The organism is Curtobacterium luteum (genome assembly GCF_014646995.1).
GTDB lineage: Bacteria > Actinomycetota > Actinomycetes > Actinomycetales > Microbacteriaceae > Curtobacterium > Curtobacterium luteum.
This window is the reverse complement of sequence record NZ_BMOI01000012.1, coordinates 67,411-88,791: the sequence shown is the minus strand read 5'-3', so window position 1 is coordinate 88,791 and position 21,381 is coordinate 67,411. Positions and strand designations below refer to the sequence as shown.

The 21,381-nt window shown below is 72.3% G+C and carries 19 protein-coding genes; 3 read left to right on the top strand and 16 right to left on the bottom strand.

Annotated elements, in window-relative coordinates:
• Nucleotides 1–29 precede the first annotated feature (29 nt).
• The 6 genes from IEY20_RS13350 to IEY20_RS13325 all read right to left on the bottom strand — a co-directional run bounded on the left by IEY20_RS13350 (nucleotide 30) and on the right by IEY20_RS13325 (nucleotide 5,380).
• Complete coding sequence (locus IEY20_RS13350; protein ID WP_188889214.1) at nucleotides 30–1,199, bottom strand: calcium:cation antiporter; 1,170 nt, start codon at nucleotides 1,197–1,199, stop codon at nucleotides 30–32.
• Nucleotides 1,196–2,236 carry a sulfate/molybdate ABC transporter ATP-binding protein gene (locus IEY20_RS13345; protein ID WP_175328056.1) on the bottom strand — a complete coding sequence of 347 codons (1,041 nt, stop codon included), beginning with the start codon at nucleotides 2,234–2,236 and terminating at the stop codon, nucleotides 1,196–1,198. Before IEY20_RS13345 ends, IEY20_RS13350 begins: the two co-directional genes overlap by 4 nt.
• Nucleotides 2,233–3,003, bottom strand: a complete 771-nt coding sequence (locus IEY20_RS13340; protein ID WP_175328055.1) for an ABC transporter permease — start codon at nucleotides 3,001–3,003, stop codon at nucleotides 2,233–2,235. Before IEY20_RS13340 ends, IEY20_RS13345 begins: the two co-directional genes overlap by 4 nt.
• A gap of 87 nt (nucleotides 3,004–3,090) precedes the next feature.
• Complete coding sequence (gene modA / locus IEY20_RS13335; RefSeq protein ID WP_229728056.1) at nucleotides 3,091–3,900, bottom strand: molybdate ABC transporter substrate-binding protein; 810 nt, start codon at nucleotides 3,898–3,900, stop codon at nucleotides 3,091–3,093.
• Nucleotides 3,897–4,964: a ThiF family adenylyltransferase gene (locus IEY20_RS13330; RefSeq protein WP_175328054.1), complete on the bottom strand. Its 1,068-nt coding sequence runs from the start codon at nucleotides 4,962–4,964 to the stop codon at nucleotides 3,897–3,899. Before IEY20_RS13330 ends, modA begins: the two co-directional genes overlap by 4 nt.
• On the bottom strand, nucleotides 4,961–5,380 hold the full coding sequence (locus tag IEY20_RS13325) for a TOBE domain-containing protein (RefSeq protein ID WP_022905018.1): 420 nt from the start codon (nucleotides 5,378–5,380) through the stop codon (nucleotides 4,961–4,963). Before IEY20_RS13325 ends, IEY20_RS13330 begins: the two co-directional genes overlap by 4 nt.
• A 109-nt stretch (nucleotides 5,381–5,489) precedes the next feature.
• Between IEY20_RS13325 and IEY20_RS13320 the strand changes: the two genes are divergently transcribed.
• Nucleotides 5,490–7,127 (top strand): glycosyltransferase family 39 protein, encoded by a 1,638-nt coding sequence (locus IEY20_RS13320; protein WP_175328053.1) that lies wholly within the window; start codon nucleotides 5,490–5,492, stop codon nucleotides 7,125–7,127.
• Nucleotides 7,128–7,191: 64 nt separating this feature from the next.
• On the opposite strand, the gene IEY20_RS13315 is transcribed toward IEY20_RS13320, so the two are convergent.
• The 9 genes from IEY20_RS13315 to rsmI all read right to left on the bottom strand — a co-directional run bounded on the left by IEY20_RS13315 (nucleotide 7,192) and on the right by rsmI (nucleotide 16,848).
• A complete protein-coding gene (locus tag IEY20_RS13315; protein WP_175328052.1) occupies nucleotides 7,192–8,124 on the bottom strand; it encodes a 4-(cytidine 5'-diphospho)-2-C-methyl-D-erythritol kinase in 933 nt (310 codons plus the stop codon).
• 55 nt (nucleotides 8,125–8,179) lie between these two features.
• Nucleotides 8,180–9,484, bottom strand: coding sequence for an O-acetylhomoserine aminocarboxypropyltransferase/cysteine synthase family protein (locus IEY20_RS13310; protein WP_188889212.1), 1,305 nt, complete (start codon nucleotides 9,482–9,484; stop codon nucleotides 8,180–8,182).
• Nucleotides 9,484–10,536, bottom strand: coding sequence for an LLM class flavin-dependent oxidoreductase (locus IEY20_RS13305; RefSeq protein ID WP_022905013.1), 1,053 nt, complete (start codon nucleotides 10,534–10,536; stop codon nucleotides 9,484–9,486). Before IEY20_RS13305 ends, IEY20_RS13310 begins: the two co-directional genes overlap by 1 nt.
• Nucleotides 10,537–10,621: 85 nt before the next feature.
• Nucleotides 10,622–11,620: an ATP-grasp domain-containing protein gene (locus IEY20_RS13300; protein WP_175328050.1), complete on the bottom strand. Its 999-nt coding sequence runs from the start codon at nucleotides 11,618–11,620 to the stop codon at nucleotides 10,622–10,624.
• 295 nt (nucleotides 11,621–11,915) lie between these two features.
• On the bottom strand, nucleotides 11,916–12,356 hold the full coding sequence (locus IEY20_RS13295) for a hypothetical protein (protein ID WP_175328049.1): 441 nt from the start codon (nucleotides 12,354–12,356) through the stop codon (nucleotides 11,916–11,918).
• Between the two features lie 201 nt (nucleotides 12,357–12,557).
• A complete protein-coding gene (gene rsmA / locus IEY20_RS13290) occupies nucleotides 12,558–13,406 on the bottom strand; it encodes a 16S rRNA (adenine(1518)-N(6)/adenine(1519)-N(6))-dimethyltransferase RsmA (RefSeq protein WP_022905009.1) in 849 nt (282 codons plus the stop codon).
• 2 nt (nucleotides 13,407–13,408) lie between these two features.
• A complete protein-coding gene (locus IEY20_RS13285; protein WP_175328048.1) occupies nucleotides 13,409–14,341 on the bottom strand; it encodes a TatD family hydrolase in 933 nt (310 codons plus the stop codon).
• Nucleotides 14,338–15,918 carry a methionine--tRNA ligase gene (gene metG / locus IEY20_RS13280; protein WP_175328047.1) on the bottom strand — a complete coding sequence of 527 codons (1,581 nt, stop codon included), beginning with the start codon at nucleotides 15,916–15,918 and terminating at the stop codon, nucleotides 14,338–14,340. The genes IEY20_RS13285 and metG overlap by 4 nt, the downstream gene beginning before the upstream one ends.
• Nucleotides 15,919–16,026: 108 nt before the next feature.
• Nucleotides 16,027–16,848 (bottom strand): 16S rRNA (cytidine(1402)-2'-O)-methyltransferase, encoded by an 822-nt coding sequence (rsmI, locus tag IEY20_RS13275; protein ID WP_022904796.1) that lies wholly within the window; start codon nucleotides 16,846–16,848, stop codon nucleotides 16,027–16,029.
• Nucleotides 16,849–16,923: 75 nt separating this feature from the next.
• Here rsmI and IEY20_RS13270 point away from each other — a divergent pair, with 75 nt between their 5' ends.
• Nucleotides 16,924–18,558, top strand: coding sequence for a dolichyl-phosphate-mannose--protein mannosyltransferase (locus tag IEY20_RS13270; protein WP_175328046.1), 1,635 nt, complete (start codon nucleotides 16,924–16,926; stop codon nucleotides 18,556–18,558).
• A 37-nt stretch (nucleotides 18,559–18,595) separates the two neighbouring features.
• Here IEY20_RS13270 and IEY20_RS13265 read toward each other — a convergent pair whose 3' ends face one another.
• Entirely contained in the window at nucleotides 18,596–19,243 is a 648-nt protein-coding gene (locus tag IEY20_RS13265) for a TetR/AcrR family transcriptional regulator (protein ID WP_188889210.1), read from the bottom strand.
• Nucleotides 19,244–19,394: 151 nt separating this feature from the next.
• On the opposite strand from IEY20_RS13265, the gene IEY20_RS13260 reads away from it, so the two are divergent.
• Entirely contained in the window at nucleotides 19,395–20,945 is a 1,551-nt protein-coding gene (locus IEY20_RS13260; protein WP_022904793.1) for an MFS transporter, read from the top strand.
• Nucleotides 20,946–21,381: the final 436 nt, after the last annotated feature.

Sequence of the window (21,381 nt, the reverse complement as noted above, 5' to 3'; positions counted from 1 at the left end):
GCCCCGCCCACGCCCACGCCCACGCGGCCCTACGGCGCGATCGACAGCACGATGAACGCGGCGAAGACCACCAGGTGCACCCCGCCCTGCAGCCGTGTCGCGCGCCCCGGGAGCACGGTCAGCACCGCGGCGACGATCGTGAGCGCCAGCAGCACGATCTGCGCCGATCCGAGGCCGAGCAGCAGCGTCCCGGGCATGAACAGGGATGCCACGGCGATGGACGGGATCGTCAGGCCGATCGACGCCATCGCCGACCCCATCGCCAGGTTGAGGCTCGTCTGGATCCGGTCCCGGGCCGCCGCCTTCGACGCCGCGATGCCCTCGGGCAGCAGGATGAGCAGCGCGATCACGACACCGACGAACGACGGCGGGAAGCCGACCGCTGCGACCCCCGCCTCGATGGCGGGCGACTCGACCTTGGCGAGCCCGACCACCGCGACGAGCGCGAGCAGCAGCAACCCGAGCGACACGAGCGTCTGGCGTCCGGTCGGGGTGGCGGCGTGCGCGGTCTCGTTCGGGACCGACGCCGGACCCGCAGCCGACCCGTGACCGGCCGGCCCCGACCCGGCCGGCCCCGACCCGGCCGGCCCCGACCCGGCCGACCCGCGGCCGACCGGCAGGAAGAAGTCCCGGTGCGCGATCGTCTGCGTGAACACGAACAACCCGTACAGCGCGAGGGACGCGATCGCCACGAACACGAGCTGCACGCCCGTGAACGAGGCGTTGTCGGTGCCGGTGGTGAAGGTCGGCAGCACGAGGGTCAGGACCGCGAGGGCCGCGACCGTCATCGTCGCCGCCGAGGCCCCCTCCTGGTTGAACCGCACGGTGTGGTGCCGGATCGTCCCGATGAGGATCGCCAACCCGACGAGTCCGTTCATGGTGATCATCATCGCGGAGAACACCGTGTCCCGGGCGAGGGTCTCGGCCTTCGCGCCGCCCGAGCTCGACAGCGCGATGATGAGCGCCACCTCGATGATCGTGACGGCGACCGCGAGCACGAGCGACCCGAACGGCTCCCCCACGCGGTGCGCGACGACCTCCGCGTGGTGCACGGCTGCGAGGACCGTCGCCGCGAGCACGACCGCGACGAGCACGACGACCACGGTCCCGAGGTCGTGCCGACCGAACGACAGCGCCAGCACGACCGCTGCGACGATGGGGACCCCCACGGGCCAGGCCTTGCCGATCCAGGAGGTCATCCCCCGATCCTCCCACCCCCCGGCTCGTAGACCACCACCTCGTCCGCCGGGACCGAGATGCGGCAGGTGTCGCCGATCGCCAACCCGAGTGCGGCGAAGCGGGTCAGGGTGACGTCGGCGACGAGCTCCCCGGCCCGGACGCGGACCAGGCCGTCCCGCGGTTCGACCGCGTCCACGCGCCGCCCGGCTCCGTCGTCGTCCCGCGTCAGGCACGCGGCCGTCGGGTGGTACGCGGCGAGCGCGGCCCGGCCGGGAGGCACGGTGTGCGCCGCCGCCGACAGCTCACCACCCTCGGCGGTCACCACCCCACCCGTCGTCGCCGTCCCCGACACGGTCACCAGCCCCGAGAACCGGGCCGCGAAGGCGCTGCGGGGACGACCGAGCACCTCGGCCGGGGTGCCCTGCTCGACGACCCGACCGGCCTCGAGCACGACGACGCGGTCGGCGAGCGCCGCGACCTCGACGGGATCGTGCGACACGAGCAGCGTCGGACGACCGGCGGACGCCGCCGCGAGCGCGGCCCGGACCTCCTGCCGTGCGGTGACGTCGAGCGCCGATGTCGGCTCGTCGAGGAGGAGCACCGCCGGGTCGGTGGCGAGGGCGCGGGCGATCGCGACCCGCTGCGCCTGTCCACCCGAGAGCGTCCCCGGCGCGCGGTCCGCCAGCGCGACCGCCCCGACGGCGGCCAGCGCCTCACGGGCGCGGCCACGGGCCTCCCGGCCGGACGCACCGGCCGCGCGCGGACCGAAGGCGACGTTCGCGAGCACGGACCGGTGCGGGAAGAGGTCGGGGCGCTGCGCGACCAGGCCGGTGCGTCGGCGGTGGGTCGGGACGGCGCGCCCGTCGCCGGCGAGCGTGCGGCCGTCGACGACGACGCTGCCGCCGTCCGGACGGACGAGCCCCGCGAGTACGTCCACGACGGTCGACTTGCCGGCGCCGTTCGGACCGATGAGCGCCACGCACTCGTCGGCCCCGACCGAGAGCGCGACGTCGACGCTCCGCGGGTCGACGACGATCCGGGCCTCCAGACCGCTCATGCGAGCACGCTCCGGCGCCGCACCGACGACACCCCGATCACGACGACGGCGACGACGACGAGCACGAGCGACAGCGCGACCGCGGTGTCGGGGTCGATCTCACGCTGCAGGTAGATCTCGAGCGGCAGGGTCCTCGTGACGCCCTGCAGGCTGCCCGCGAACGTGAGGGTGGCTCCGAACTCGCCGAGCGCACGGGCGAAGCAGAGGACGAGCCCGGACACGATGCCGGGGAGGACCCGCGGGGTGGTGACGGTCAGGAACGTCCGGGTCGGACCGGCGCCGAGCGTCGCCGCCACCCGTTCGTACCGGTCACCACCGACGCGGAGGGCGCCCTCGACGGAGGACACCAGGAACGGCATCGAGACGAACGTCTGCGCGATGACGACCGCGGTCGTGGTGAAGGCGATCCGCAGCCCGTGTTCGTCGAGGAACGCCCCGACGGGCCCGAGGCGCCCGAACGCCGCGAGGAGCGCCAGTCCGCCGACGACGGGCGGCAGCACGAGGGGCAGCAGCACGACCGCCCGGGCGGCGCCGGTCCACCGGGACGTCGACCGGGCGAACAGGACGGCGAGCGGGTAGCCGAGGACGAACGCGATCCCGGTCGTCGCGGCGGCCGTACCGAGGCTCAGCCCGAGGGCGCTGCGGGAAGCGGGCAACGTCACGAGCGCGACGAACGACCCCCAGTCGACGCGGCCCACCATCGCGAGCACGGGCACGACGACGAAGAGGCCGCCGAGGGCCGCGGGGACGGGGAGCCACCACGGCACGGGACGTCGGACCGGCCGGTCGGCGGGCCAGGCCCGGTCAGCGGGCCAGGCCCGGTCGGCGGGCCGTGGCCGGTCGCCGCGCACCGCTCAGGGCTTCCCGAAGCCGGCGTCGGCGAGCACCCGCTGCCCCGCGTCGGACAGGACGTACGCGGTGAACGCGGACGCGAGCGCGGGGTCCGCGGACTGCCGCAGCACGCCGATCGGGTAGGTGTTCACCGCCTTCGCGGCCTCGTCGAAGCGGACCCCGTCGACCTTCCCGCCGGCCCCCTCGACGTCGGTGACGTAGACGAGCCCGGCGTCCGCCTGGCCGGACTCGACCTTGCCGAGGACGTCCGTGACCGACTGCTCCTCGCTGACCGGACGCAGGTCCACACCCGTGGCACGCTCGACCTTCGCCGTCGCCGCTCCGCACGGCACCGGGGTGGCGCACGTCACGACCTGGAGGCCCGTGCGGGTGAGGTCGTCGAACCCGCTGACCCGCTCGGGGTTGCCGGGTGCGACCGCGATCTCGAGCTCGTTCGTCGCGAAGTCGCGCGGGGACCCGGAGGCGAGGTCCGTCCGGGCGAGCTTGCCCATGTTCGCCTCGTCGGCGGAGGCGAACACGTCGGCGGGAGCGCCGTTCTCGATCTGCGTCACGAGGTCGCTCGAGCCCGCGAACGAGAACGCGATCGAGGTGCCGGGGTGCTGTTGCTCGAAGCGGTCACCGAGCGTCGTGAAGGTCTTCTGGAGCGAGGCGGCGGCGAAGACCGTGATCTTCCCGGTCAGTGCCCCGCCGGTCGCGGACGCCGTACTGCTCGCGGCCGGGGCGGCCTGCGTCGAACACCCGGTGAGCGCGAGCGCCGTCACGGCCCCGATCGCGAGGATGACCAACCGGGATTTCCGCAAAGGCGTCTTCACCGGGACAGCGTATCCGCATCTGCGGGATCCGGCACCGTCGGGTGGCCCTCGGCGCGCCAGGCGGCGATCCCGCCGTCGAGGACCACGACCGGTCGGTCGAGCGTCCGTGCCCAGGCGGTGGCGCGGCGGCCGCTCGCGCAGACCGCCACGACGGTGCGGGCGTCGGGCTGCAGGTCCTCCGGTGGGATGCTGCCGACGATGACGCCCGACGCCCGTTCCTCCGGGGTGCGGACGTCGACGAGGACGAGGGACGCCGGGACGGACGGGTCGGCGGCAAGCGCCGCGGCGAGGGCGGACGGGGCGATCGTCTCCGGCTCGGCCTCAGCGGGGGCGACCGGCCGTCGGGAGTCCGGCCCGCGCCGCAGCGGGCTCTCGGTCCACCGCCACCGCCGGGCGTCGACCGTGAGGACCCGGCCGAGCAGCGGCTCGCCGAGGCCCGCGACGATCGCGGTCACCTGCGCCGCCATCACCGAGCCGACCGCGCCGCAGAGTGCCGGGAGCACGCCGTCGACCGCGCACGAGCCCTCGTCGGGGAGGACGTCCGGGTGGAGGTCGTGGAAGTCCACCGGCTCCGGTCCGGCGTCGTGGAACACCGACACCTGCCCGTCGTAGCCGAGGACCGTGCCCCAGACGAACGGGACGCCCGCCGCGGCGCACGCGTCCGAGACGGCCCGGGTCACGACGACGCTGTCGGCCGCGTCGACCACGACGTCGTGCCCTGCGACCTGTGCGGGGTCGAACCAGCCGGTGACCGCGACGACCTCGAGCTCCGGGTCCACCGCACGGAGGCGCTCCGCCGCCACCTCGGCCTTCGGGCGCCCGACGTCCGCGAGCCCGAACAACACCTGCCGGGCGAGGTTCGACGGGTCGACGACGTCGTGGTCCACCACCGTCACCCGACCGAGTCCGGCGCCCGCGAGGTACTGCAGGACCGGGGCGCCGAGCCCACCGGCGCCGACCACGAGGACCCGCGCCCGCGCCAGTGCCTCGAGCGCGCGGTCGCCGGCGCCCTGCAGCGCGGCCGCCCGCGCGGTCAGCGCCCGACGGACCGACGGCGTCGTCACTCGCGCACCGCCGTGGCGTCCGGGCCGGGCACCTCGACCGAGACCATCGTCGCCTTCACCGACGCCACGGCCACGGCGCCGACCTCGAGTCCGAGGTCCCGCACCGCCTCGGCACTCATGAGCGACACCACGCGGTGCGGCCCGCTCTGCAGTTCGACCTGCGCCATCACGCCGTCGACGACCAGGTCCGTCACGATGCCCACGAACCGGTTGCGGGCGGAGCTCCGGACGCCCGAGGGGTCCCCGAGCTGCGCGCCGCGCTGCCGGGCGTGGTCGGCGAGCTCCCGGCCGTCCACCACCGCTCGACCGGCCTCGTCGTCGTGCCGTGTGAAGGTGCCGCCGTCGACCAGGCGCCGGACGGTGTCGTCGCTCACCCCGAGGTACGTCGCCGCGTCGCGGATCCGGAGCATCGTCATGGTGCCTGACGATAGTCCGTACCCCGGCACCCGACGAGCATGTGAACTCTCAGTGGACGGCACGGTCCACCCCGGCGGTCGTCCAGACGCTGCGGCTACCGTGCAGGACGTGAGCTCCCCCCGTACCGACACCATCATGGTGCAGCCCGGCCTGAGCCCCGTCACGGTCCGGGAGCGTCTGCGTGCGGTCCCGAGCGGCGTACGCGTCGCGGTCGTCCGGACGCCGGAGCTCACCGTCGGCGCGATCGGGACGCTCGTCGCCGCCGCCTTCGCCTGGGTCCCGTCGCTCTGGTACGACGAGGCCGCCACCGTGACCAGCGCCCAACGGTCGTGGCCGCAGCTCTGGGCGGAGCTCCACAACGTCGACGCCGTGCACGGGCTGTACTACGCGCTCGTGCACGCCTGGTTCTGGCTCGTGGGGTACACCCCGTTCACGCTCCGGTTCCCCAGCGCACTCGCCGTCGGGATCGCAGCCGGTCTCGTCGTCGCGCTCGGCCGTCGGCTCGGCGGACGGCGCTTCGGCATCGCCGCCGGCCTCGTGTTCCTGGCGCTGCCGCGGGTGCAGTGGGCGGGCAGCGAAGGCCGTTCCTACGCCACGATCACCACCTTCGCGGTGTGCCTGACGCTCGTCGGCCTGACCGCGGTCCGTCGATCCCGATCCGGACGGAGCCTGCACTGGTGGGTCGCGTACGGGCTGCTGGCCGTCGTCGCGATCACCTTCAACGTCTACCTCGCGCTCGCCGTCGCCGCGCACGCCGTCACGTTCCTCTGGACGATGGCCGCTGATCGTCGGGCGCGTCGGTCCGACCCGACCGTCCGCGCCCTCGTCCCCGGTGGCTCGCTGCTCCGGTGGGCGATCGTCTCGGCGGTCGTCCTCGTCGCGGTGACCCCGTTCGTGGCTGCCGTCGCCAGCCAGTCGAAGCAGGTCGCGTGGCTGGGACCGATCGGCGACCGCACCTTCCCGCAGGTCTTCTCGACCGCGTGGTTCGGCGGCGTCGACGTCTACGCCGCCGTGGCCTGGGCGCTCATGGTCCTCGGGGTCGCATGGGCCCTCGTCGCCGCGCACCGCGCATCACCCACCGTCCGGTCGCTGTTCCGGGCGCAGGCCGTGCGCGTCGCCCTGCCGCTCGTGGTGCTCCCGACCCTGGCCCTGCTGGTCGCGACCGCGTTGGGTCGTCACCTCTACACGCCGAAGTACGCCAGTCTCAGCCTGCCGTTCGTGGCGATGCTCATCGCCCTCGGCATCACCGTCATCCGGCGCCGGGCGCTGCTCGGCGGCGCGCTCGTCGCCGCTCTGGTGCTCTCCGTCCCGACCGCGGTCGTCGTCAAGACACCCCGCTCGAAGCAGGACTCGACGTGGTCGGTGGCGTCGTCGATCATCAGCTCGGAGCGCGCGAAGCACCGCGACAGCGACGAAGGCGTGGTGTTCGGCAGCGTCTACGGGCACCCCGGCACCACGGCGGACATCATCCGCGTGGCGTACCCGTCCGCGTTCGCGGGCATGACGGACCTCGCCGTGCGGAAGGACGGCGCCGCGTCCGGCGTGCTCTGGAACCAGAACGGCGACCTCTCGTCGACCATCCCGAGCCGGCTCGCGGACATCGACACCGTGTGGTTCGTCGGCGGGACCCCGAAGGCGCGCAACATCCAGCCGGAGACGACCCAGGTGCTGGCGGAGCACGGCTTCACGGCCGTGCGGCACTGGAAGACCGGCGAGGTCGTCATCACCGAGTTCCGCCGCAGCTGAGCCCGGACCCGCGTCGCACCCGAGCACGGCACCGAGGCGGACACCGGGCGCGCCGCGTCTCGGTTCAGTGCACCACGCGCGCGCCGTGTACCGGCCCCGTGGCCCGGACGGCGACGATGCCGGCGGCGCTGAGTTCGACCTGCACCTCGAGTGCGGCGTCCCGGTCGGCCACGAGGAACGCGACCGTCGGTCCACTCCCGGACACGAGCCCGGCCAGTGCGCCCGCCTTCTCACCGATCTCGAGCGTCTCGGCGAGGGCCGGCTGCAACCGCATGGCCGGTGTCTGCAGGTCGTTGTGCAGGCAGTCCGCGAGGAGGTCCGGGTCGCCCGCTCGGAGCGCCTGCAGCACGTTCGCGTCCACCGTCGGGGTCGTCGGCGCCGGCGCGATGTCGGCCCGGTAGCGCTCCCGGTGCTCGTCGAGCGCGCGGTACACCGCGGGGGTCGACAGCCCGGCGTCGCTCAGGGCCAGCACCCACCGGAACTCGCCCTTCGCGAGCGCGGGGCTGAGCTCGTCGCCACGGCCCGTCCCGACCGCGGTCCCGCCGGCGAACGCGAACGGCACGTCCGCGCCGAGCTGCGCCGCGAGCCGGAGGAGTTCGTCCCGCCCCAAGGCGGTCCCCCAGAGGGTGTCGACCGCGAGCAGGGTGGCCGCGGCGTCCGCCGAGCCGCCCCCCATGCCGCCCGCGACCGGGACCTGCTTGTCGATCGTGAGACGGACCCCGCCGCGGTGACCGGCGGCGTCCGCCACGAGGCGGGCCGCACGGATCGCGAGGTTCGACTCGTCCGTCGGGACGCCCGACGAGTCGATCGGACCGGTGAAGGTCACCGAGAAGTCGTCGGCCGGCTCCGCGGTGACGTCCTCGTACAGCGAGACCGCCTGGTAGGCCGTCGCGACGTCGTGGTAGCCGTCGTCCTGCAGCGCGCCGACCGACAGGAACACGTTGATCTTGCCGGGGGCGCGCACCCGCACGCGGGTCGGAGCGGCCAGCGAGGTCATGGCTCCAACCTATCCCGCGGCCGGACCCCGTTCCTGCGCGTGACGACTCTCCGCGTCAGGCTCGGGCAGCCGCGAACCCGCGCTCGAGATCGGCCAGCACGTCGTCGACGTGCTCGAGGCCGATCGACAGGCGGATGAGCCCCTCGCCGACACCCGCCGCGGCACGCTCGCTCGGGGTCATCTGCACGTGCGTGGTCGACGCGGGATGGACCACGAGCGACCGGACGTCGCCGATGTTCGAGACGTGGTCGAACAGCTCGAGGGCACCGACGAACCGGCGACCGGCCTCGAGCCCGCCGTCGAGGTCGAACGCGAGCACCGCCGACGGCCCCTTCGGCACGTACCGCTGGGCGAGCGCGTGCCACGGCGACGAGGGCAGTCCGGCGTAGTGCACGCCGAGGACCTGGTCGTGCGCGTCGAGCCACGACGCCACCGCGGCCGCGTTCGACACGTGCCGTTCCATCCGCAGGGACAGCGTCTGGATGCCCTGCAGCACGAGGAACGCGGTGAACGGGGCGATCGCCGGTCCGAGGTCCGCGGACAGCTTCGACCGGGTGCGCTGGATGAACGCTCGCGGTCCGAACTTCGCGGCGAAGTCGGTGCCCGCGAACCCGGAGTGCTCGACGCTCGTCAGCTGCGGGTACTTGTCCGGGTACGCCGCCCAGTCGAACCGGCCGCTGTCGACGATCAGGCCGGCGATGGCGCTGCCGTGTCCGGCGAGGTACTTCGTCGCGGAGTGCACGACGATGTCCGCCCCGTGCTCGATCGGTCGGACGAGCCACGGCGTCGCGATGGTGTTGTCGACGATGAGCGGGACCCCGGCCTCGTGCGCCACCCCGGCCACACCGGCGAAGTCGAGGACGTCGCCGCGGGGGTTCGGGATCGACTCGCCGAAGAACGCCCGGGTCTCGGGACGGACCGCGGCCCGCCACGCGTCGAGGTCGGTCGGGTCCTGCACGAACGTGAAGGTGATGCCGAGGTCGCGGAGCGTCGAGGCGAAGAGGGTGTAGGTCGCCCCGTACAGCGACGCGCTCGACACGACGTGGTCGCCGGCACGGGCGACACCGAGCACCGCGAGCGACGTCGCGGCCTGCCCGGACGCGAGCGCGAGCGCTCCGACGCCGCCCTCGAGGTCCGCGATGCGCCGCTCGAGCGCGGCGGCCGACGGGTTGTTCACGCGCGAGTAGGTGTGACCAGGGGCGTCGAGCATGAACCGGGCTGCCGCGTCCTCACCCGACGGGTAGACGAACGCGGCGCTCTGCGCGATCGGCGGGACGTTCGCGCCCCAGCCCGGGTCGGCCTTGAACCCGGCCCGGATCTGGCGGGTCTCGAAGGCCCAGTCGTCCTCGGGTGCGGCCATCAGGCGGCCGTCCCGCTCGGGACCGCCGCGGAGGACCGGACGAGCGGGATGACCTGCTCCCCGAAGCGCTCCATCTCCTCCGCCTGCGGCGAGAACTGCAGCAGGAGGGTGTCCACCCCGGCGTCCTCGAACTCCCGGATGCGGGCCGCGACCTGCTCGGGGGTGCCGACGAACCCGGGACGCAGGCCGCGGTTCGACACCGAGTAGTCCTCGAGCGACGGGACGTGCTCGAGCTGCGACTTCGAGATGAAGTCCTGGTAGGACTCGTAGGCCTTGCCGTGCTGCACGTCGGTGATGCGTGCGAGCTCGGCCTGCGCCTCCGCCTCGGTGTCGCGCACGATCACGTACGCGGCCATGCCGAACGCCTCGAACGGCTCGGCTCCGGCGTCGGCGCGACGACGACGCATCTCGTCGATCTTCGTGCGGAGCTCGTCCACGGTGCCGCCGTGGGTCAGGTAGGCGTCAGCGAACCTCGTGATGGACGACTTGCCCGCCTCGCTCTCGCCGCCGGCGTAGATGCGCGGGGTCACGCGCGGCTTCGGCTCGAGGTGGCTGTTCGCGATGTCGTAGTACTCGCCGGAGAAGGAGAACGGCGTCTCACGCCACAGCCCCTTGAGGATCGCGACGAACTCCTCGGTGCGCTTGTACCGGTCGTCGTGCTCGGAGAAGATCCCGCCGTACTGGCGCGCCTCTTCCGCCCACCACGCGCTCACGACGTTGAACGTGAACCGGCCGCCGGAGATGTCGTCGATGGTCGCCGCCTGCTTCGCCGTGACCGCCGGCAGGTGGTACCCGGGCCGCATCGCCGCCATGATCTCGAGCCGCTCGGTCGTCGCCGCGATGGCCGCGGCGAGGGCCCACGCTTCCAACGACGGCGCCGCCGTCCCCTTGATGTCGTTGAGGTTGAGCTCCGGCACGAGCGTCAGGTCGAAGCCGATGCGCTCGGCTCGCTGCGCGAGCCGCTTCACGTAGTCGAAGGTGACGGGCATCGCCTCGTCCTCGACGTTGCGCAGCCAGCCGCCGAAGAGCGGGGTCCAGTATCCGAATCGCACGGGTGGGTTCCTTGGTGGTGAGTACCGGCCTGGAGGCGCGGTGCGGGCCCGCACCGTGCCTCCAGGCCGGAGGGTGGTGTGGTCCTCAGACCGCAGCGGTCTGGTACTGCGCGGCCAGCAGGCCGCCGGTGAAGCGCGCGATCGCGCGCGGACCGGAGACCGGCGCGGACGCCTCGACCGCCGGGTTGTAGTTCGTGTTCGTGTTGATGTCGTAGACGACGTGGCGACCGTCGGTGGTCTCCATGAACTCGACCCCGGCGATCGGGATGCGCTGCTCGGCGAGGAACGCGCGCAGCTGCTGGACGAGCGGGTGCGCCGCGGTGACGTCCTCGCGCACGCTGAACGCGCTCGGCGCGTCGGAGCCCGGAACCTCGCAGACGGCGCCGGCGATGGTCTGTGACCCCGGAGCGGGCACCTCGCACGCGTCCGCCGGGCAGAGCTCGAAGCTGCCGGCGCTGGTGTCGACGCGGACGGCGTAGACGAACTCACCGCCGACGAACTCGATCCGGGTGATGAACGGCTCGCGCGCGGTGAGGTACTCCTGCAGGAGCGTGATGCCGTCGACCGGGGCCTCGAACTCGGGGCTGTCGACGTACGCGTCGAACTCGGCGAGCGAGTCGAAACGCCGGACGCCGAGGCCCTTGCCGCCCTGGTTGTGCTTCGTGATGAACGGCACGTCCTGGCCGTCGGTGAAGGTGCGGGCGGCGTCCTTGAGCTGCGCGGAGCCGAAGACGGCCGTCGTGCGGGGGACGTCGAACCCGGCGTCGCGGAGCAGACCGTGCTGCGCCACCTTGGACACCTCGAGCTCGAGCACGTGGCTGCCGTTCACGACCGTGCGGCCGGCGCGCTCGAGCCAGCCGAGGAGCGCACGGGTGTACTCCTTGCTGTGCTCGTGCCCGCGGGTGTGGCTCGACGCGGACATCCGGCTCCAGTAGACGCCCGGCGCCGGTTCCGCGGAGAGGTCGATCTGCCCGTCGGTGAGGAGGATCTCCTCGACGGGGACCCCCTCGGCCTCGAAGGCGGCGGCGAGCGGCGGGAACCACTCGGGGTTCTCGTGGATGACGTACACGCGCGGAGAGCTCACGCGCCCACCCTAGGCACGAGGGGTGACAGACGGCCAGGTGTGTGACGCGGCGCTACCTCGTTCGCCGGCCTGCGCGTCGTCGAACTGCTGCGTGCCGACGACGCCGAGGAGCTCGAGCTCCTGCGCGTCGTCGCTCCCGGGCGGCGAGCGTGGCCGAACGCCGTACTCGCGTTCGCGTTCGCGTTCGCGTTCGCGTTCGCACAACCAAGATCAAACGGCACCGCGCGGATCCCTGGTGCCGATCGACTTCGGTCGGGCGAACGCGATCGGCACAGCCCGCGCGGCGACCTGACGCTCAGTCGGTCGCGGGTCCCGCTCCGCCGTTGCGTCCTTCCCGTCGGCGCACCCAGCGGTCGACCGCGCGGTTCACGAGCAACAGGGCCACGACGCTCCCGACGGCCACGAGCGACGAATCGACCGGACGGCCGATGAGACGGGCGGCGACGTACCCGGCGAGGAGCGCGATCGCCCAACTCAACCGGGCGAGGGGCGCGCCCAGGAGGCCGCCGGAGCGAGCTTCCTCGTCGTCCTCGTCGTCGGGGCTGTCGTCAGCGCTCATCCGGGCGAACGTGACGCCCCAGCCGACGAGGAGGACGCCGAGCGGGATCGCGACCCACGCGGCGTCGCTCGTCGGGTCGTGCACGATCGCGATGAACGCGAGCGCGGCGACCACGACGCCGCCCAGCACGAACGACGCGGTGATCGCACGAGCGAACTTGGAGGGACGTTGCGGCACCCGGTGAGCGTAGCGCCGCCCGGGGCGTCCGAGGGATCCCTCTTCGGGGGCGTACTTCCGGACGCGTTCCCGGATCACGGCGACCCGCTCGGCCTGTGGCGCGGGCTCGGTTCGAGCATCGTTCCTCCTCGGCTGGTCTCGGAGGAACTCCGGACTTCGCGGATCGGTCACCGATCATCTGAGATGTGCGGTGGGCCACGGTCAGCCTGCCGCGAGCACCGTCCGCGCCAGCCGGACGAAGTCGTCGACCCCGATCACCTCGCCACGCGCCGTCGGGTCGATGCCCGCGGCGGTGAGGACCTCGGCCGCACGGGCGCTCCCGCCGAGCACGCCGGAGAGGCTCTGGCGGAGCATCTTCCGCCGCTGCTGGAAGGCCGCGTCGACGAGCACGAACACGCGGGACCGGAGGGCCTCGTCACCCGGCTGCTCGCCGCGGTCGAACCCGACGAGCACGCTGTCGACGTTCGGCACCGGCCAGAACACCTGGCGGCTCACCTGTCCGGCGATCGACCATGACCCGTACCACGCGGCCTTGACACTCGGCGCTCCGTAGACCTTGTTGCCCGGGTCGGCGGCCAGCCGGTACCCGACCTCGGCCTGCACCATGACGAGCGCCCGCTCGATGGACGGGAAGGTGGCCAACAGGTGCAGCAGCACCGGCACCGAGACGTTGTACGGGAGGTTCGCCACGACGTGCGTCGGTGCCTCCGGCAGGTCGGACGCGGCGACGGTCAGCGCGTCCTGGTGCACGACACGCAACCGTGCCTCGGGCTGCATCGCGGCGACGGTCGCGGGCAGCTGCGCGGCCAGGCGTCCGTCGATCTCGACCGCCGTGACCGAGGCACCGGTCTCGGTCAGCCCGAGCGTGAGGGACCCGAGGCCGGGCCCGATCTCGAGCACGCGGGAGTCCGCGTCGACGCGCCCCGAGGCCACGATGCGGCGGACGGTGTTCGCGTCGTGCACGAAGTTCTGCCCGAGCTTCTTCGTCGGGGTGACGTCGAGCTTCGCGGCGAGGTCGCGGATCTCCGCCGGCCCGAGCAACGCACCCACGACTACTCCGCCACCGTGACGGGCTCGGCGTCCCACGCGCCGTACACGGTCTCGGTGTTCGACGCGATCTGGGCGGCCAGCATCGAGACGTCGGTGCCGAGGGTGTCCGCCATCGCACGCAGCGTGAGCGGGATGAGGTACGGCGCGTTCGGCCGGCCCCGGTAGGGCGTCGGCGTGAGGAACGGCGCGTCCGTCTCGACCATGATCAGGTGCCGCGGGGCGACCTCGAGTGCATCGCGGAGGTTCTGCGCGTTCTTGAACGTGACCGTTCCGGCGAAGGACATGTACCAGCCGCGCTCGGCGCAGAGCCGCGCGAAGTCCGGTCCGCCGGAGAAGCAGTGGAACACCGTGCGCTCGGGAGCACCGACGCGGTCGAGGACCTCCACCACGGCATCGTGCGCGTCGCGGTCGTGGATCGTCAGCGCGAGGTCGTGCTCCTTCGCGATGCGGATGTGCTCCTCGAATGAGCGGACCTGGGCAGCACGACCGTCCTCGCCGGTGCGGAAGAAGTCGAGTCCGGTCTCACCGATCGCACGGACCCGCGGGAGCGCGGCGAGCTCGGCGATCCCGGCGAGGTGCTCGTCGAGGGTGCCGGCGGCGTCGAGCACCGGGGCCTCGTTCGGGTGCAGCGCGACGGCGGCCAGGACCCGGGGTTCACGGGCCGCGATCGACGCCGACCACTGCGAGGTCGCGAGGTCGGTGCCGACCTGCACGACGCCACGGACGCCGACGCTCGAGGCGCGGTCGAGGTGCTCGCGGTACTCGAGCGGGCCGTCGCCGCCGTCGCCGATGCCGTCGGCGATCTCCATGTGGGTGTGGTTGTCGTACACCCCGACGACGAGGGCCTGGGGCAGCGGCGGGTAGGTCAGGTCGCGCTTCGACGAACCCGACCCGCCGCCCTCGCCCCGGGAGCGGACGTGCGCGGCGTCGGTCACGCTGCGCCCTGCTCCGGCTGCTGCTCGATGCGCGGGAACAGCCCGGACTCGAGCGGCACGACCTGCGCGGCGCCCTGCCACTCCCACGCTCGGTCGATGCGCTGCTCGGCGATGGACCCGCCTGCACCGATCGACGCCCAGAGCTTCTGCGTGGCCTTCGGCATGACCGGCGACACGAGGACCGCGACGGTCCCGAGACCACGGAGCGCGGTGACGAGCACGGTCGCGAGGCGCTCGCGCTTCGCGTCGTCCTTCGCGAGCGCCCACGGCTCCTGCTCGGTGATGTACCCGTTGAGGGCGTCGACGAGCTCCCACACGGTGGCGATCGCGTCGTGTGGCGCGAAGTCGCCGACGGCGGCATCGGCCCGCTCGGTCACGGACTTCGCGAGCGCGTCGATCGCGGCGTCGGCGTCGGTCGGCGCCCCCGCTGCCGGCACCACGCCGTCGAAGTAGCGTCCGATCATCGCGACGATGCGCGAGGCCAGGTTGCCGAAGCCGTTGGCGAGCTCGGCCTGGTAGCGCGCGGAGATGTCTTCCCAGCTGAAGTTGCCGTCCTGGCCGAACGTGATCGCGCGGAGGAAGTAGTACCGGAAGGCATCAGACCCGAAGGTGTCGGTGATCTCCGACGGCGCGATGCCGGTCAGCTTCGACTTCGACATCTTCTCGCCGCCGACGAGCAGCCAGCCGTGCCCGAAGACGCGCTTCGGGACCGGCAGGCCCGCGGCCATGAGCATGGCCGGCCAGATGACCGCGTGGAACCGGGCGATGTCCTTGCCGACGATGTGCACGCTCGGCCAGAGGCGCTGGAACGCTTCGTCGTCGTCGGACCCGTACCCGAGTGCGGTCACGTAGTTCAGGAGCGCGTCGAACCACACGTAGAGCACGTGGTCGTGGTCCCACGGGATCTGGATGCCCCAGTCGAAGCTCGACCGCGAGATCGAGAGGTCGCGCAGCCCCTGCTTCACGAACGAGACGATCTCGTTGCGGACGCTCTCGGGCTGGATGAACTCGGGGTTCGACTCGTAGAGGTCGAGCAGGCGCTGCTCGAAGTCGGACATCCGGAAGAAGTAGTTGCGCTCGGCGAGGACCTCGACGGGGATCGAGTGGATCGCGCACACCTGCTGGCCCTCGTACGCGCCGGTGCCCGCCACGAGGTCGCTCGGCTGCTTGTACTCCTCACACCCGACGCAGTAGAAGCCCTCGAACTCGCCCGCGTAGATGAAGCCGTCGTCGTACAGCTTCTGCAGGAACGCGGTCACCCCGCGCTCGTGCCGCTCGTCGGTCGTGCGGATGAAGTCGTCGTTCGCGATGTCGACCGTGTCGAGCAGCGGCTTCCAGGCGTCGGTGACGAGTCGGTCCGCCCACTCCTTCGGGGTGACGTCGTTCGCCGACGCGGTGCGCAGGATCTTCTGCCCGTGCTCGTCGGTGCCGGTCAGCAGCCAGGTGTCGTCCCCGCGCTGCCGGTGCCAGCGCGCGAGCACGTCCGCGGCGACCTCGGTGTACGCGTGCCCGATGTGCGGCACGTCGTTCACGTAGAAGATCGGCGTGGTGATGCTGAAGGAGGACCCGTCGGACATGCCGACCATCCTACGGGCGCGCGGAGCGCGCATGACGCGCCTGTGGACAAGTCGGACTGGAGGCACGTGGCGGGCCCGCCCCGCGCCTCCAGGCCGCTGATCGGCACGTTACTTCGCGGCCAGCGCGCCCTCGTAGAGGTCCCGCTTGGACAGGCCGGTCGCGTCCGCGACCGCGGTCGCTGCCTCCTTCATCCGGGCCCCGGCGGCGACCCGTTCGAGCACGAGGCGGACCCCGTCCTCGATGCTCGTGACGTCGAGTGCGCCGGTCGAGCCCTCGACGACGATGCAGATCTCGCCGCGGACCCCGTCGGCCGCCCACGCGGCGAGCGCGGCGAGCGAGTCGCGGCGGACCTCCTCGTGCAGCTTCGTGAGCTCGCGGCAGACGACCGCACGGCGCTCGTCGCCGAAGCCCGCCGCCATGTCCGCCAGCGTGTCGGCGAGCCGGTGCGGCGACTCGAAGAAGACCATCGTCCGCTGCTCGCCCGCGAGGGACGCGAACAGGCGGCGTCGCTCGCCGCCCTTGCGCGTCGGGAACCCCTCGAAACTGAAGCGGTCGGTCGGCAGCCCGGACACCGCGAGCGCCATGAGCACGGCCGACGGACCGGGCAGGGCGGTGACCGTGACGCCGGCGGCTGCCGCGGCCTCGACCAGGGGGAAGCCCGGATCGCTGATGGCGGGCATGCCGGCGTCGGTGAGGACCACGACGTCCTCGTCCCGTGCGAGTTCGACGACCTCGGCGGCCTTCGCTCGCTCGTTGTGCTCGTGGAGGGCGATGAGCCGCGGTCGGTTCTCGATGCCGAGCGCCCGCATGAGGTGGATCGCGGTGCGGGTGTCCTCCGCAGCGACGACCGTGGCGTTCGAGAGGGTCTCGACGAGACGGCGTGACGCGTCTCCGAGGTTGCCGATGGGGGTGGCTGCGAGGACGATCACCTCCCCATTGTCGCCGCAGTGTCGCCGTCCGGTGGTCGCAGCGGGGTCATGGGACGCGTCCGTAGGATGTGCGCGATGACCAGCGAGCTGACCGACGACCGCCGGGACGTGACGGAACACCCGACCGGCTCGCGCCTCGACGACTGGTGGGCGCACGTGCTCCGCACCGGGACCCGTGTCGCGGTGTGGCGCTGGACCGGCCCGCTCGCCGTGACCCTGCTCGCCGCCGTCCTCCGTCTGGTCGGACTGGGACACCCGCACTCGCTCGTGTTCGACGAGACCTACTACGTCAAGGACGGCTGGTCGATCGTCCACCTCGGGTACGAGGGCACCTGGCCGGCGAACCCGTCCGGCGACGGCGCACCGACGACGGACCAGCGGTTCGCGGACGGCCAGACCGGCATCTTCTCGAGCGCCGCCGAGTTCATCGCGCATCCGCCGCTCGGCAAGTACCTCATCGGGCTCGGCATGCTGCTGTTCGGGGCGGACGACTCGTTCGGCTGGCGCTTCACCGTCGCCGTGCTCGGCATCGCGACCGTGTTCCTGACCGCGGTGATCGCCCGCTCGCTGTTCCGTTCCACCCTGATCGGCACGCTCGCCGGCTTCCTGCTCGCGATCGACGGCCAGGCGATCGTGCTGTCGCGCGTGACCCTGCTCGACGGCATCGTGACGTTCTTCGTCGTGCTCGGGTTCGGCGCGCTGCTCCTCGACCGCCGATGGACCGAGCGGCGGCTGGACGCCTGGATCGCGCGACGGACCGCCGCCGGGCGGGACACGCTCTGGGGGCCGTTCCTCTGGTGGCGGCCGTGGCTGATCGCGATGGGACTCGCGCTCGGGCTCGCGACCGCGACGAAGTGGTCGGGGATGTTCTTCCTGGCGTTCTTCGCGGTGTACTCGGTGCTCAGCGACATGATGATGCGGCGGCGAGCGGGCGTCGAGTTCTGGTCGTCGAGCGCGTTCCTGCAACAGGCACCGGTGTCGTTCCTCCTCACCGTGCCCATCGCCGCCGCCACGTACCTGGCGTCGTGGACGGGCTGGTTCGTGTCGAAGGACGGGTGGGACCGGGACTGGATCGGCTCCGAGGGTGGGCAGCGCCGGACCGGTCCGCTCGCGTGGGTGCCGGACAGCCTGCAGAACTGGTGGCACTACCAGTCCGAGATCTACGGCTTCAACATCGGCCTGCACACCCCGCACTCGTACCAGGCGAACCCGCTGCTCTGGCTCGTCATGCAGCGCCCGACGTCGATGTACTACGTCGGGACGGACGCCGGACAGGCCGGCTGCACGGCCTCCCGGTGCGGCGAGGCCATCACGGGGATCGCGAACCCGTTCATCTGGTACGCCTCGGTCATCGCGGTGGTGGCGCTGCTCGTGCTCTGGTTGCTCCGCCGACGCTGGGAGTACGGCTTCGTCCTGCTCGGCGTCGCCGCGGGCTACCTGCCCTGGCTGATGTACGTGAACCGGACGGTGTTCCAGTTCTACACGATCGCCTTCGAGCCCTTCATGGTGATGGCGCTCGCGGCGGCGATCGGTCTGGTGCTCGGACGCCGGACGGACGAACGGTCACGTCGGACCCGGGCGATCGTCTGGGTCGGCGTGTACCTCGGCGTCGTCGTGCTCGCATCGGTGTACTGGTACCCGATGTGGACGGCGATCCAGATGCCGTGGGACTTCATCCGGTCGCACTACTGGATGCCGAGCTGGCTGTAGCCGTCCCGGCGCCGAGCCGCGCGTCAGCCGGTGGTGCTCAGTTCGCGGGCTGCATGGCCCGCTCGAGGGCTTCGCGGTCGAGCGGTGTGCCGAGCATCGGGTCGGCGTGCTCCGGCGGCATCACCCCGTCGATCAGCACCTGCGCGTACCGCCGCCACGCGTCGGGGTCGGTGGCGCGGGTGGTGTCCGCGACGACGCCGAGCATCTGGGTCAGCATCGGCAGGTCGCGGTAGTCGAAGCCGTCCCGCACGACACCGGCGGCCTTCGCACGCCCGATGATCTCGGAGACCTGGGTCTCGAGCCGGTTGCGCTCCTCGATGATCGACGGCCGGGCCTTGCCGGCGCGGACGATGGCGTCGGCGAGGGCACGGTCACGTGCCCGGAACTCGAACACGCCCATCAGGTACACGCGGAGGGACTCGCGCGGGTCGAGCTCTCCGGCGGCGCGCGCCGCCGCGCCGTTCATCGCCTCGAACTTGGTGGCGAGCAGCGCCTCGATCAGGGAGTCCTTGTCGGCGAAGCGGCGGTACACGGTGCCCACGCCGACGCCCGCTTCGTGCGCGATGTCGTTGAGCGTGACCGAGAGCCCGCGCTCCGCGAAGCACCGACGCGCCGTCTGCAGGATCAGTTCGCGGTTGCGTGCCGCGTCCGCGCGCAGGGGGCGATCGACGTCGGTGGTGCTCACGACGGCCACCGTAGTTGAACTTTCTGGGAATAAGCGGATGCAGGGCTTCCGTTTCGGTCTACACTGGTCGCAAGCGGATGCAGGGCATCCGTTTCACCCCCGGTCGATCCGACCACCTCATCCCCCTCCACCTTCCAGAAGGAGGCTGCCCGTGACGGCAGAACAGACGGCGCCGACCCCGACCGGGTCAGCGCCCACCCAGACTCCCCGGCAGACCGGCACCCCCGCCCGCTCCGACCACCGCTGGATCGCCCTGGCGGTCATCGCACTCGCGCAGCTGATGGTCGTGCTCGACGCCACGATCGTGAACATCGCGCTGCCGTCGGCACAGGCGGACCTCGACTTCGGCACCGACCAGCGGCAGTGGATCGTCACCGCCTACTCGCTCGCGTTCGGCTCGCTCCTGCTGCTCGGCGGACGCCTGGGCGACTTGTTCGGGCGCAAGAACACGTTCATCATCGGCCTCGTCGGCTTCGCGGTCGCCTCGGTCCTCGGCGGCCTCGCCGACTCTTTCGGGCTCCTGGTCGCCGCCCGGGCGCTCCAGGGCGTCTTCGGCGCCCTGCTCGCTCCGTCGGCGCTCGGCATGCTGACGACGACCTTCCGCGACCCGAAGGAGCGCGGTCGCGCGTTCGGCATCTTCGGCTCGATCGCCGGGTCCGGTGCCGCACTCGGGCTGCTGCTCGGCGGCGTGCTCACCGAGTACGCCTCGTGGCGCTGGTGCCTCTACGTCAACGTGGTCTTCGCGGTGCTCGGCGTGATCGGTGCGCTGGTGTTCATGGCGAAGCCGCCGAAGGTCGACCGGCCCCGCATCGACGTCGCCGGTGTGGTCGCCATCACGGCGGGCCTCGTCGGGATCGTCTACGGGTTCTCGAACGCCGAGACCAACGGCTGGGACGACCCGGTCACGATCGTCATGCTCGCAGCCGGCGTGCTGCTGGTCGCCGCGTTCGTGTTCATCGAGACCCGGGTGGCGCACCCGCTGCTGCCCCTGAGGGTCGTCCTCGACCGCGATCGCGGCGGGTCCTACGTTGCGATCGGCCTCGTGGCGATCGGCATGTTCGGGATCTTCCTGTTCCTCACGTACTACCTCGAGCAGACCCTCGGGTTCAGCTCGCTGCAGACCGGTCTGGCGTTCCTGCCCATGCCGCTCTCGATCATCGTGTCGTCGACCCAAGTAGGTGGCCGACTCCTGCCGCGAGTGGGGCCGAAGGTGTTGGTCTTCGCCGGTGGGCTCGTCGCGGCGACCGGCCTCCTCCTGCTCCTGCGCACCGACCTCGACAGCACCTACGCGGGCACCGTGCTGCCGGCGCTCGTCGTGATCGGGCTCGGCATGGGCACGATCTTCTCGTCCGCGATCAACACGGCGACGACCGGGGTCGCCCGGGCCGACGCGGGGGTGGCGTCCGCGACCGTCAACACGATGCAGCAGATCGGCGGCTCGATCGGGACGGCACTGCTCTCGACGATCTTCGCCGACGTCGTGAAGAACAGCTTGTCGGGGCTCTCCGCGGCACCCACCAAGGTGCAGCAGGCGCAGGCGGTGCTCGACGGCTACCACGTCGCGTTCGGCATCTCGGCCGGCGTCCTCGTGCTGGTCGCCCTCGCGGGGGGACTGCTCATCAACCGGCAGTCCGTCCGGCTGGCGAAGCTCGAGCACGCGGCGGCGACCGCGACGGGGAGCATCGCGGCCGCGGCGCACTAGGGCTGCGGCCCACCGTCGCGGTGGCGCGGGCAGGCTCCGACGGCCGTTGGCCGCAGCGCCAGCGCCTGCGCAACTGGTCATCGAACGACCCGCTCGGCGATCTGCCGGGCGGGTCGTTCGCGTCGTGTGCGGTGTTCGGCGTGTGCTGCCGCGGGGGTCCGGGTCGCCGCCGTCGAACGACGTCACCGCTGTCGTCCGGCGCGCCGCTGTCGAACGACGCCACCGCTGCCGAACGACGCCACCGCTGTCGGACGACGACGGCGGGGTCGTTCCGCAGCGACCGGCGCCGCGGGGGTCCGGCGCGCCGCTGTCGAACGACGACGCCGCTGTCGGACGACACGGTCGCCGTGGAACGACGCCACCGCCGTCGAACGACACCACCGCCGTCACACGACACCACCGCTGTCGGACGACGACCGCGCGGTCGTTCCGCAGC